This window comes from Brevibacterium otitidis (genome assembly GCF_042429315.1).
Classification (GTDB): domain Bacteria; phylum Actinomycetota; class Actinomycetes; order Actinomycetales; family Brevibacteriaceae; genus Brevibacterium; species Brevibacterium otitidis.
This window is the reverse complement of sequence record NZ_JBHMAU010000052.1, coordinates 38464-50847: the sequence shown is the minus strand read 5'-3', so window position 1 is coordinate 50847 and position 12384 is coordinate 38464. Positions and strand designations below refer to the sequence as shown.

General features: G+C 66.9%; 11 protein-coding genes. 7 read left to right on the top strand and 4 right to left on the bottom strand.

Features of this window, described 5'->3' with window-relative positions; translation table 11 throughout:
• Positions 1-19 precede the first annotated feature (19 nt).
• Both ACFFN1_RS08175 and ACFFN1_RS08170 read right to left on the bottom strand, forming a co-directional pair.
• The gene (locus ACFFN1_RS08175; RefSeq protein ID WP_376840191.1) at positions 20-1012 is read right to left on the bottom strand and encodes a tetratricopeptide repeat protein; all 993 of its coding nucleotides are present in this window, start codon (positions 1010-1012) and stop codon (positions 20-22) included.
• Between the two features lie 147 nt (positions 1013-1159).
• A complete protein-coding gene (locus tag ACFFN1_RS08170; RefSeq protein ID WP_376840190.1) occupies positions 1160-2797 on the bottom strand; it encodes a DUF8094 domain-containing protein in 1638 nt (545 codons plus the stop codon).
• A gap of 320 nt (positions 2798-3117) precedes the next feature.
• Between ACFFN1_RS08170 and orn the strand changes: the two genes are divergently transcribed.
• Complete coding sequence (gene orn, locus ACFFN1_RS08165; protein WP_376840219.1) at positions 3118-3696, top strand: oligoribonuclease; 579 nt, start codon at positions 3118-3120, stop codon at positions 3694-3696.
• Between the two features lie 52 nt (positions 3697-3748).
• Here the strand turns inward: orn and ACFFN1_RS08160 are convergent, their stop codons facing one another.
• Positions 3749-4753: an SCO6745 family protein gene (locus ACFFN1_RS08160; RefSeq protein WP_376840189.1), complete on the bottom strand. Its 1005-nt coding sequence runs from the start codon at positions 4751-4753 to the stop codon at positions 3749-3751.
• Between the two features lie 49 nt (positions 4754-4802).
• Here ACFFN1_RS08160 and mgtE point away from each other — a divergent pair, with 49 nt between their 5' ends.
• The 3 genes from mgtE to ACFFN1_RS08145 all read left to right on the top strand — a co-directional run bounded on the left by mgtE (position 4803) and on the right by ACFFN1_RS08145 (position 7519).
• On the top strand, positions 4803-6182 hold the full coding sequence (mgtE, locus tag ACFFN1_RS08155) for a magnesium transporter (protein WP_376840188.1): 1380 nt from the start codon (positions 4803-4805) through the stop codon (positions 6180-6182).
• 311 nt (positions 6183-6493) lie between these two features.
• On the top strand, positions 6494-6928 hold the full coding sequence (locus ACFFN1_RS08150; protein ID WP_376840187.1) for a hypothetical protein: 435 nt from the start codon (positions 6494-6496) through the stop codon (positions 6926-6928).
• 195 nt (positions 6929-7123) lie between these two features.
• Positions 7124-7519, top strand: a complete 396-nt coding sequence (locus tag ACFFN1_RS08145; RefSeq protein ID WP_376840186.1) for a hypothetical protein — start codon at positions 7124-7126, stop codon at positions 7517-7519.
• Between the two features lie 90 nt (positions 7520-7609).
• On the opposite strand, the gene ACFFN1_RS08140 is transcribed toward ACFFN1_RS08145, so the two are convergent.
• Positions 7610-8914, bottom strand: a complete 1305-nt coding sequence (locus tag ACFFN1_RS08140; RefSeq protein ID WP_376840185.1) for an MFS transporter — start codon at positions 8912-8914, stop codon at positions 7610-7612.
• 253 nt (positions 8915-9167) lie between these two features.
• Here ACFFN1_RS08140 and ACFFN1_RS08135 point away from each other — a divergent pair, with 253 nt between their 5' ends.
• Genes ACFFN1_RS08135 through ACFFN1_RS08125 form a run of 3 tightly spaced genes read left to right on the top strand, consistent with a single transcriptional unit; the run spans position 9168 to position 12372 of the window.
• Complete coding sequence (locus ACFFN1_RS08135; protein ID WP_376840184.1) at positions 9168-10217, top strand: Bug family tripartite tricarboxylate transporter substrate binding protein; 1050 nt, start codon at positions 9168-9170, stop codon at positions 10215-10217.
• 5 nt (positions 10218-10222) lie between these two features.
• Complete coding sequence (locus ACFFN1_RS08130) at positions 10223-10804, top strand: tripartite tricarboxylate transporter TctB family protein (protein ID WP_376840183.1); 582 nt, start codon at positions 10223-10225, stop codon at positions 10802-10804.
• The gene (locus ACFFN1_RS08125; RefSeq protein WP_376840182.1) at positions 10804-12372 is read left to right on the top strand and encodes a tripartite tricarboxylate transporter permease; all 1569 of its coding nucleotides are present in this window, start codon (positions 10804-10806) and stop codon (positions 12370-12372) included. Before ACFFN1_RS08130 ends, ACFFN1_RS08125 begins: the two co-directional genes overlap by 1 nt.
• Positions 12373-12384 lie beyond the last annotated feature (12 nt).

Sequence of the window (12384 nt, the reverse complement as noted above, 5' to 3'; positions counted from 1 at the left end):
CCGAGCAGAGCGGATCAGATCAGAACAGGGCGCGCATGAGGCGAGCGCGGGCCTTCGTCACCCGCGGGTCCTCAGCCCCGACGACATCGAAGAGCTCGACGAGCCGGGTGCGCACGCGCTCCTTCTCATCACCGGCGAGGCCGGGCAGGATCGTGAGCAGCCGGTTGAAGGCATCGTCGACATGCCCGCCGGCAGTGTCGAGGTCGGCGCATGCGAGGGCGGCGTCGACATCGGTGGAGTTCGCAGCCGCAGCGGCGCGCACCGCCTCGGGATCGGCATCCTTGACGCGCTTGAGCAGGCCCACGCGGGCCAGACCGAGGCGGGCCTCCGCATCGGCGGGAGCCTCAGCCAGGGCGCTGCGGTAGATCTCCTCGGCTCCATCGAGGTCGTCGCGCTCCAGGGCGGCCAGCGCCTCGGGGTGGGCCGGTTCAGCTGCGGCCGGCGCCTGCTCACCGGCGGCGACGGCGGTCTTGGTGACACCGTTCTGCGCGGCTGCGGCGACGAGCTGTTCGAAGACCTGGCGGACCTGCGGCTCCGGCTGCGCGCCCTGGAAGAGCGGCACCGGCTGGCCCTTGAGGATCGCGACGACGGTCGGGATCGACTGGACCTGGAAGATCTGCTGCAGGCGCGGGTTCTTGTCGACGTCGACCTTGGCGAGCACGACCTTGCCGGCGAAATCGGCGACGACCTTGTCGAGCACCGGGGAGAGCTGCTTGCACGGCCCGCACCAGTCGGCCCACAGGTCGACGACGACCGGCACGCTCATCGACAGTTCGACGACGTCGTTGAAGGTTTCCTCGGTGACGTCGAAGACGAGCGCCGGAACGTTGACCGTATCGGCACCGGCAGCCGGCGCACCCCCGGCCGAGGCGCCACCAGCCTTGGCGCCGCCGGCCTGGGCTGCGTGGGCTCCGGCCTGGCTGCGGCTGCGGACGGCGGAGAGGTCGAGGCCCTGGCCGCCCGCGGGGCTGCCGGCGGAGTCAGGGGCGGGGTGTCCTGGATATTCGGTCATGCTGTGTTCCTTTCGCATGGATGCTGCGGAGGCTGGCGGACTCGTGAGGCTGGCTGGTCCGGCGACTCCCGGCTTCCGAGCGCCGGGCCGGCACGGCGTCCCAGCGCCGCGCAGACCCTGACCGCTGCCGAAACCGCCGACACCAACTCAGATCAGTTTGGCGCCGGTGAGCGCTTCGGTGAAGCCGACGAGGGTGATCTCACCGTCCTCGCCGGGCGGGACGACGAAGGTGACCATGTACTGGAACTCCGTCTCCAGCTTCTTCTGCGTGGTCTTCTCCCCGGTGATCTTCGACTGCGTCTTCGGCAGCGTCAGCCGGCCGACGCGGTCTTCCTGCTTGTCCGGGCTGATCGTCGTGGTGCCGCGGATCGACCCGGTCACCAGCGCTCCCCCATCGGCGGTGCGCTGGGCGACGACCTCGGCGCCTTCGGTGTCATAGGCGAACTCGGCCTTCGCTTTGCCCTCGGACAGGGAGTCCTTCTGCTTCTTCTGCGCCTCGGCGATGTGCTTGCGCAGCGCGTCCTCGGTGAAGGTCTTCGCATCCTCGGAGTCCTCACCCTTGCCCAGCACATCGGCGTACTTCTTCAGCGTATCGGCAGGCGTCAGGCGCAGCCCCTCGGCATCGGATCCGAGCAGCTCAGCACCCTGCCGGGCGTCGGCCACCTCGGGGATCTCAGCGCCGCCGAGGATCGAGGTCTGCGCCCACAGCTTGTAGTTCTCCCGCGGATCGGCCTGGGAGAGCACGAGCAGCTGCAGGCTGCCGTCCTCGCTGCTCTTCGTCACGAGCTCGGTCACGCGCGGCCACTGATCCGTCGCCGAGGTGAAGTTCAGCGCGATCTCGTCAGCCGCCACAGCTGGGGGCAGCTTGGCGTCCTCGGCCTTGTCCTTGACCTTGTAGGCGGCTTCGCGCTGGGCGAGGAACGGCCCGTCGGCACGCCCCTTGAGCGCCTCGGCGTCGAGCCCTTCATCAGCACCGGCGACGGTCTCGGCGATCTGGCCGAGGATCCGCTCCGCCTGCGCGTCATCGACCACGGCCGGCGCGGTCTCCGGCGGGTCCGACGGCTGCGCCTTCGGCACTTCCTCCTGACCGCAGCCGGCGAGCGCGATGACCGGGACGACGGCGAACGCCGCACCCGTCTGGGCGAGCTTCTTCCGGCGCTCCTGCCGGGCCTGCCGGCGCTGGGCTTCGCGCATGGCGCGCTTGCGGCTGTACCAGCCGCTGAGGATGCCGAGACCGATGAGAATCACTCCGATGATCATGAACGGGATCGCCCACGAGGTCGTGGTGTCATTGGGCCAGGCGAGCGAGACCTTCGAGGCGGCCGGGGCCTCGCCGTCGGTGCCGATGATGAAGCTCGTGCGCCCGGCCTCGTCATCCCATTCGAGCTGCGCCGGGGACTCCGCGGTGGTCTCCGCGTTCCACAGATCGGCACCGGCCACCGGCGGGGTGGTGTCCTCCTCGCCGTCGACCTTGTCGGCGGTCAGGCCGCCTTCGCCGTCGATGCCGGTGATGACGGTGTGGGTGCTGGTGCCGACCCACGCATCGACGTTCTCCTTGCTCGCCTGCGCGATCGTGATCTCACCCTCGCCTTCGACCGTCAGCTTCGCCGGGGTCTCATAGAGGTTGAGCACCCCGGGCTCGACGACGATGACGGAACCGGGCTCGTCGAAGTCCGCGGAGCTGATGATCTCGGCGTCCGGTGCCCACACCGTCTTCTGCAGAATCCCGATTCCGCCGACGATGAGGCCGGCCACCACCAGCAGCCCGGCAAAGAAATAGCGCATGGAGTCCCTTCGTTCAACGCCTCTGACGCGCCTGCGCACGCGTGATACAAGTGTAATTGACCCGCCGTGCGCGCCCGGGAGCACCCGGCACCACGGAGGACAGCCGACCAGGCTAGTGAACCAGCCTGAGTGTTCTCTCAGTCCGCCGGCTGCCTGGCCCCGCGCCCGAGGCGACGGTTCCGTTCCCGAGGTGGGGGGGGTTCCGTTCCCGAGGTGGCGCTCCCCCTCCCGAGGCGGGGGTTCCGTTCCCGAGGTGGTCGGGCGGCATGTCCTAGGATTGGCGTGTGGCTACTGACAAGATTGTATGGATCGACTGTGAGATGACCGGCCTGCAGGTCGGCACCGACGAACTCGTCGAGATCGCGTGCATCGTCACCGATTTCGACCTCAAGCCCGTCGATGAGGGCATTGACATCATCATCCGGCCGACTGATGCCGCACGCGCGCAGATGGGTGAGTTCGTCACCAAGATGCACACCGACTCCGGGCTCATCGAGGAGCTCGACTCCGGCACCGATGCCGCCACCGCCGAACGCCAGGTCATCGACTACATCCGCAAGCATGTGCCCTCGTCGGTGCGTGCTCCGCTGGCCGGCAACTCCGTCAGCACCGACAAGCAGTTCCTGCAGGCGCAGATGCCCGAGCTCGTCGAGGTGCTGCACTACCGCATCATCGACGTCTCCTCCATCAAGGAGCTGACCAAGCGCTGGTATCCGCGCGCCTACTACTGCGCGCCGGCCAAGACCGGCGGTCACCGGGCGCTCGGCGACATCCAGGATTCGATCCGTGAGCTGCAGTACTACCGCAAGATCATCTTCCGGCCTGACGAGCCCACCACCAATGACGCGACCACTGCCGCGAAATCCGTGAGCGGATCCTCCGCAGAAGACGAGGACTGACGCGTCGAGCAGCCCTGCGGCGTGATCTCTCAGCCGCGCTGGGCGACCTCCCTCAGCTGCGCTGGGCGAACGGGGCCGAGGCGGCGAAGGCCCGGGCCGGGAACACGCCGGCTTTCAGCACCGGGCGGGCCAGCTGCTGCGCCAGTTCGGCCAGCCGGACCTGCTCCGGCTCTTCAAGCACCGACCAGGATCGGGCGACCGAGTGATCAGTGGCGTCCTCGATCGCCGCCCGCAGCGCGATCGCCTCATCGGCGAGCTGGAGTCGGCCATCGGAATCATCACCCGCACCACTGCCGGACCCAGGAGCGGCCTCGCCACTGCCAGCCCCAGGAGCGTCCTCGATGCGGCGGGCGAGCAGCCCGCGGTCGATGAGCTGCTCGACGCATGCACCCCACCGCTCGGCCGGCCAGCCGCGGGACTTGAGCGTGGCACGCTGGGTGAACGTCGTGCCGGTGGCGGTGTGCAGGATGACCGATTCGAGTCCGGTCAGGTCGTGGCCGATGAGTGCTGCGATATGCCCGTCGCCGCGGAACTCGCGCAGCAGCGTCGCCGCTGCCCACAGTCGCACGAACGGGGCGAGCGGTCCCTCACTGCCGCTCACCGCTTCGGTCAGCGCCTCCGCATGGGCGGCGAACAGCGGCCTGCCGTCCGGCGGCATCGCCGCGAGCACCGGCTCCAGGAGAGCCACCGCCTCGGCTGCGGCAGCGGCCAGGGCAGCGGTCTCGACGCCGTCGGCGGCGAAGATCTCAGCCACCATCGCCTCGACCCCTCGCAGGCGGGCGGCGAGCACCGCCTCGGGCGCGGCCGTTTCCCAGCAGGCGGGGACGAACTCGCTGATAAAGTCAACGTTGAAACTGTAGAACGTCGCAGCGACGACGGAAGCCGGAACCCGGCCGAGCGCAGCCGCGCGGGAGGCGAGATACCCACCTGAGGGGTGCTCCAATCCCACCTCGGCGAGTGCACGGGACACCGCTGGTGAGAAGTAGCTGGCGGAATGCAGGGTGTCGAGGCGCTTCGTCGTCGCGCGGGTGCGTTCACTGTGCTGCACGTCATACATGGGGCCAGCATAGACGAAGCGCGGATCTCAGCAGCGGGGCTGAGCGCCGATGAGACAGAAGGAGGGTGTTGGCACGATGCGGATTGAGGAGCTGCGCGCCAGTTACGAACAGTCGCTGCAGGAGGCCGTCGACCGAAACGACGTCTACTCCATGACCCACACCCTCGATGACATGACCGTCAGCGATGTCACCGCGGTCATCGAGCGGATGAGCCCGCGCGATCGGGCGGTCGTCTACCGGCTGCTGGCCAAGGATCGGGCTGCGCAGGTCTTCGACGCCCTCGATGCGGAGCTGCGCGGTGAGCTCGTCATCGGGCTGACGGACAAGGAGGTCTCCGCCGTCCTCGACGAGCTCGACCCCGATGATGCCGTCGAGCTGCTCGATGAGCTGCCGGCCGGAGTTGCGTCGAAGATGCTGCGCACCCTCGATCGGTCGCAGCGGGAGCTGACGAACATTGTGCTCGGCTACCCGCGCGGTTCGGTCGGCCGCCGCATGAGCCCGCAGCTGCTGCATGTGCAGGAGAAGGCGACCGCCGCCGAGGTGATGGAGCATGTGCGTGAGCGCTCGCAGGACTCCGAGACCCTCTACACAATCCCGGTGGTCACCGCCGACCGGATCGTCACCGGGGTCGTGAGCCTGCGCGATGTCATCGAAGCGGAGCCGGACACGCTCGTGCGCGACTTCATGGTCAAGCCTGAGATGGTCCACGCCCGCACCCCAATCGAGACCGCTGCCCGCCGATGTGCGGAGGCGAAGGTGCTGGCGATGCCGGTGGTCGACTCCGAGCAGCGGCTGGTGGGCATCTTCACCATCGACGATGCGCTCACGGTGCTCGAGGACGAGGAGTCCGAGGACCTGGCGCGCATGTCCGGTTCGGAGCCGCTGCGCCGGCCGTACATGTCGACCTCGGTCATCACACTCATGCGCTCGCGCATCATCTGGCTGCTCGTGCTCGCCATCGGAGCGACGCTGACGGTGCAGGTGCTGGAGGTCTTCGAGGCCACACTGAGCCAGATGCTCGTGCTCTCGGTGTTCGTCCCGCTGCTCATCGGCACCGGTGGCAACACCGGAAATCAGGCGGCAACGACGGTCACGCGTGCTCTGGCGCTGGGCGATGTGTCCCCGCGGGACTCGTTCAAGGTCATCGGCCGGGAGTTCCTCGTCGGTCTCATGCTCGGGCTCTCGCTCGGCACGCTCGGGTTCCTGCTCACAACTGCGGTGTACGACTTCCACATCGGACTCGTCATCGGGCTCACCCTCGTCTGCGTGTGCACAATGGCCGCCACCGTCGGCGGAGTCATGCCGATGGCAGCGCAGGCGCTGCGTGCTGACCCGGCAGTGTTCTCCAACCCGTTCATCACAACCTTCGTCGACGCCTCCGGTCTGCTCATCTACTTCGGCATCGCCAAGCTGCTTCTCGGGATCTGAGGGGCCGGACGCAGCAAAGAAGGCTGTCTTCATCTGACGGGGCACAGAAATGAAACAAGCGCCCGACAGTCCTGATACATAAGTTTCGGGTGATGACCGCCGACTGCCGCATACTCATGCCTAAAGGTCGGACTTCTCACTCTGACTCAGCGGTTCATGGAATATAACGAAGCAATAACGCAGACTCACCAGGCGAGAGTGCTGATACGCTGAAAACACCCCTCACCCAAGAAAGGAATAGCATGTGTTCCGCGAATCGCATCCCCCTCGGCCTCACCATCAGCGCCACACTGACTGCCCTAGCAGTCTCAGTGAGCGCCGTAACGACCACGTCCTTTGCACACGCATCGGAGCACACATTCTCGTCAGTTACCGAAGTGCAAGAGTTTCAAGAAGACTCCGACCAGTATAAATTCTGCCTCTTTCCATCCGAGGACGGGGACATCGAGATTCGAATCGAAACTCACAAGGGCTCCGATTTGACACTGAACAAGAACGGAACACTGACAATCACCGGGCCGAGCGGTGATTCAGGTATTGAAATACCCAGCATGACCGAGGTAACTGGCAGATATCCGGACGCAAAGGTTGGACAATGGGAGGTCGACGGCAACAGCGCCGTCATTCAGATCACCTCACCTCCGGACGCCAAGAAGGACTTCCGCGAGGGAATTGCTTGCGGCGCGCACGCCAATGCTGACAATGCATCGGGGTCGAGCACCGCCAAGCAGTCGTATTCTGCCTGAATGCTAGAGCACGGAATTAAGGGAGCTGTAGCTGGAGCGATTGCCGGTTGCGCAGCAGGGGCATTTGCTGCTGGGGCAGGATGCGTTGCTGCCATCCTTCCGGGAATGAGCGCCGGCTACATCAGTAGTGCAGTAGTTGCACTGTGGGATTGCCGTGACAAACTCTGAGATCACGCTCGAGCTCAAGGAGACCCAATGGAAACCGCACCCTTTCATGCAACCAAGGTTCACGCTATCGCGTGTCTATCATTCGCGACGCTTAACCTTTGCTTCGCGATACTCTATAATGCGATTGGCCTTGCAATAGCCTGCGCAGTCGTTCTCGCAATATTATGGGCAGAGAAGACAATACAGCTATCTGACTCCATCCGTGCAGCTCGGCATGAATCACATACATCAACCCTTTTCCGCATCGCCGCTTACACCGGCGTCGGGACTTTGGTTATCAATGTTCTTCTAGCGACCCGCACTGCATTTAATAAGGATCTGCTGAGTGGGGGAAGTGGCGTTTCAGGCCTCATTCTTACTGCCATCTCGCTCGCCGCATACATTCCGCTCTTTGTTCGATTGCGAACATTGGCATCGCAGTAGACGATCACCATGTGATGCTCAGGCATCACAACGAGTCCGGGTTGTGTTGCCTGAGCATCACGCTCATCTCCCAAGCCGCCACCTGTCCTTTCACCCCTCCCCGACAATGCGATTGCGGTGGTACTGATGCGCAGCGGCCGCGATGAGCAGGCCGGATCCGCACCAGATCGCTGCCGCCGGCCCGACCGGGGCGGCGACGACACCAGCGATGAGCGGCATCGCCACCTGTCCGATCCGGTTGCCCATAAGCCGGACTGCCAGCGCCGAACCGCGCCATGCCGCCGGCACCGATGAGGTGATGAGTGCCATCGTGAGCGGCTGACCCAAACCGAGGAAGAATCCGCTGATGAGCATGAGCAGTGCGGCCAGCCACATCCAGTCGAGCACGATCGGCGGGAAGACGAGTGAGATCCCGGCGCCGAGCACGCTGACGAAGACGAGCAGCGACCGGTCGAATCGATGGGAGAAGTACGGCAGGAACACACGCGAGACGATCGAGGAGACGCCGCGGACAGCCAGCAGCACGCCAATCCAGGCCGGGGCGACGCCATGCTCCTCACCGACGAGCGGGAGGAAGGCGACGAGGATGTCGAGGACGGCCAGCAGCGCCAGTGACGACAGCATCGCAGCGCGGATGTCTCCATTGGCGAGGATCGAGCGAATCCGTGCCTTCTCAGGTGCTGGCGGATCGGGCTCCGAGGCCGGCGCGTCCGCCTCGGGTGCGGCACCCGGCTCCCCCGCCTCGGGTGCGGCCGGCGCCTCGGTCCCGGCCCCCGCCTCGGATTCGGCCGGATCCTGCTGACGGGGCTGGAAGGCCCGGGAGCTGAAGAGCATGAGCGGCACAGCACCGGCGGTGATGATGGCACCGAGCCACAGCGCCAGCGACACCTCACCGGAGCGGGAGGCAGCCTGGCTGCCGAGCAGCAGGGTGACGCCGAGCGGGCCGATCATCTGCCCGGCGGAGTAGGCGGCGGTGAACCAGCCGAAGCCGAAGTCGAGCTGATCGGCTCGGGCATAGCGGGCGATCGCCGACTGCCCGGCGATCGTGAAGACGAGGTGGCCGATGCCCAGGATCGCGTTCGCCACCGCCACCAGCACGAGCGACTGGCCGAGGGCGAGCAGCACCCCGCCGGCCACCAGGATGAGCGCACCGGCGAGCACCATGAGCCGCAGTCGGGATGTGCGGTCGGACAGCCGGCCGAGCGCGAGTGCCGCCACCAGCGGGACGAGGGCGTAGATCGCGGTGACGAGACCGACCGCGGTGGCTCCGGCACCGAGGTCGATGAGCTTGTACGTCGTCACCGGCCGCAGCAGGTACACGCCGGTCTGGGTGCAGACCGCTGCGGCAACGAGCAGCCACAGCCACATCTGCGATGACTGCTGTGCCCTGTTCATCTGCCTGTCTGCCTGCGCCTTCCGGTCTGTGCTGATGCACGCTGGGTCTGTGCTGATGCACGCTGTGCTGTCATCGTATACCCGGCCGCCGCCTCGGGCCCGGGGCGTTCATCCTGCTCAGCGGGCCCTGTTGTGCGAGCTGAGATGATCCTCGACACCGTCTGAGCGGATGCATAGAATTTAGCGACCACCGCCCGATGCGCAGACGATGCCGCATCGCCGACGCCGCCGTCTTCGAAAGGACACAGCCCTCGTGGGAAGTCCACCGACCTCAAGCAGCACGCAGCCGCACCGCTCCGCTTCACCCGGCAGACCGTCTGCAGGCAAGAAGATCGCCCTGGCGATCTATGCGGTCGTCGCCATCATCTCGATCGGCGCAGCGACGATCTTCTCCTTCACCTCCGCCAGCCAGGCCGGTGATCTGCGGGCCAGGCTGACGATGATCGCTCCGGCCGGAGCCGGAGGCGGCTGGGACTCCTTCGTCCGCGAACAGCAGCAGGCGATGCGTCTGGCCGGGGTGTCGCGCAATGCGCAGGTCGTCAACATCCCTGGCGCCGGCGGCACAATCGGCCTCGGCCGGTTCTCCACCATGCACGGTGAGGCGTCGACGATCATCGCCACCGGTTCGGCGATGGTCGGCGGCATCGAGCTCAACAACTCGCCGGTCGGCTTCGACGACGTCACCCTGCTGGCTCGGATGGCCGAGGACTATGACGTCGTCATCGCCCCGGTCGACGCCCCCTATGATGATGTGCCCGGCCTGCTGGAAGCGTGGCAGGAGGATCCGGGCGGATTCCGCTGGACCGGCGGCTCGGCCGGTTCGATGGACCACCAGGTCGTCGCCCGGCTCGCCCAGGAGGCCGGCATCGAGGGCACCGACATCACCTACATCCCCAAGTCCGGCGGCGGTGAGGCGATCCAGACGCTGCTGTCGGGCACCACCGACGTCGCCGCCACCGGCTACAACGAGGTCTCCGACCAGATCGAGGCCGGCCGCGTCAAGGCCCTCGGCCTGACCTCGCCGGAACCGCTCAACGGCGTCGACATCGAGCCGATGTCCGAGCAGGGCGTCGACATCGTCATGGGCAACTGGCGCGGCATGCTCGGCGCCCCCGGCATCACCGACGAGGAGAAGGCCGAGCTCATCGCCATGCTCGAAGAGACCCGCGACAGCGCCGAATGGCAGGACGCCCTCAAGCGCAACAGCTGGGTCGACGCCTGGATGACCGGTGAGGAGTTCGAAGACTTCCTCGTCGAGGACCAGAAGAACACTGCCGAACTGCTTGAGGTGTTGGGACTGTGAACGATATGACTACGGACAACAGCACAACAGCACCAGAGTCCGCCGACGCCCAGACCTCCTGGTGGACGGGCCGCTCCGGGCTCGTGCTCGCGCTCATCATGGCAGCTTTCGGCACCTACATGCTCTACACGGTGCTGACGATGCAGGTCGCAGAGGACGCCGATAAGCCCGGCCCGCAGTTCGTCCCCGCCGTCATCGCGACCGCCAGCTATGTGCTGGCCGCGCTGCTGGCGGTGGCCTATATCCGCAAGCCCGAACCTCCGGTCGAAGCCGGCGGCGCGGTCTCCGGCGGCTGCACAGCCGACTCCGATGACCTCACCGCCGGCCAGGGCGAGCACCGCACCTTCAGCGACTACACCTCCCTGGCCTGGGCGATCGGCGGGTTCGCAGCCTTCGTGTTCCTGCTCGAACCGCTCGGCTGGCTGCTCTCGGCAGCCGGCCTGTACTGGTGCATCACCCGCGCGATGGGTTCGACGAAGCCGCTCTTCGACGCCACCGTCGCGCTGACGGTATCTGCGATGATCTACCTGGCCCTGGGCGTCTCACTCGGACTCAACCTGCCCTCGGGCATCCTCGGAGGTCTGTGATGCTTGACAGTCTCATGTCCCTCTTCGGCGGTTTCGGCGAAGCATTCACCCCGATGAACCTGCTGTGGGTCTTCGTCGGCGCCCTGCTCGGCACCGCCGTCGGCGTGCTGCCGGGGCTCGGCTCCTCGATGGCGGTGGCGCTGCTGCTGCCGATGACCTTCGCCCTCGACCCGGCCGGCGCGCTCATCCTCATGTCGGGCGTGTACTTCGGCGGACTGTTCGGCGATTCGACGATGGGCATCCTGGCGGGCACTCCCGGCCAGCCCTCGGCGATCGCCACCTCGATCGAAGGCCATCGCATGGCCAAGGCCGGGCGCGCCCCGCAGGCGCTGGCCGCTGCGGCGATCGGCGCGTTCTTCGGCGGCATCGTCTCCAGCGTCGTCGTCGTGTTCTTCGCCCCGGCGCTGGCGGACTTCGCGACGAACTTCGGCCCAGCCGAGTACACCGCGCTCGCGCTCTTCGCCTTCGTCGCCACCTCCTCGGTCGTGGCCGACTCGGTGCTCAAGGGCCTCTCCGCCCTCGTCATCGGGGTGGGCATCTCGCTGGTCGGCATCGATTCGGTCTCCGGCACTGAGCGCGGCACCTTCGGGCTGCCGGGCCTGTTCGACGGCATCTCGCTGGTGACCGTGACCGTCGCGATCCTCGCCCTCGGTGAGGTGTTCCACATCGCCTCCCGGATCCGGCGCACCGAGCATCTGACGCAGCGCCCGTCGTCCGGCCGGCCGTACCTGACGCGGGCGGAGTTCCGCGAATCGGTGCCGGCATGGCTGCGCGGCACCGCGATCGGCCTGCCCTTCGGCGTCATCCCGGTCGGCGGCGCGGACGTGCCGACCTTCCTGTCCTACGGCCTGGAGAAGCGGCTGGACAGGAACCGCAAGGACCCGCAGTTCGGCAAGGGCGCCATCCGCGGCATCGCCGGACCCGAGGCGGCCGGCAACGCGACGACGGCGATGGCCATCGGTGCGCTGCTGGCTCTGGGCCTGCCGATCTCGGCGACCGCGGCGATCATGCTCGCCGCTCTGCGCCAGTTCGGTCTGCAGCCCGGTCCGCTGCTCTTCGACCGCTCCCCGGAGCTCGTGTGGGCGCTGCTGGCCTCGTTCTTCATCGCGATGGTCGTGCTGCTCATCCTCAACCTGCCGCTCGCGCCGCTGTGGGCCAGCCTCATGAAGATCCCGGCCCCGCACCTCTACGCCGGCATCGCCGTGTTCTGCGGTCTGGGCATCTACGCGACCTCCTCGTCGACGTTCGACCTGGCGCTGCTCCTGCTCATCGCGATCCTCGGTCTCGTGCTGCGCCGCTACGGAGTGCCGCTGGCCCCGCTCATGATCGGCATGGTGCTCGGCCCGCTGGCGGAGACGAACTTCCGCGATGCGCTGCTGAGCTCCGGCGGCAGCTACGGCACCTTCTTCACCTCACCGCTGTCGATCGTGCTCTACCTCGTGCTCGCCGCAGCCATCGCCTACACCGCGATCGGCCGGCTGCGCGGGCGCCGCGTCGGGGATGTCGGTTCGGCTTCTGCCTCTGCCGACGCCGAGGCGGAGCACGCCGAGGAGCAGCACACCTCCTGACCGCACCCGGGC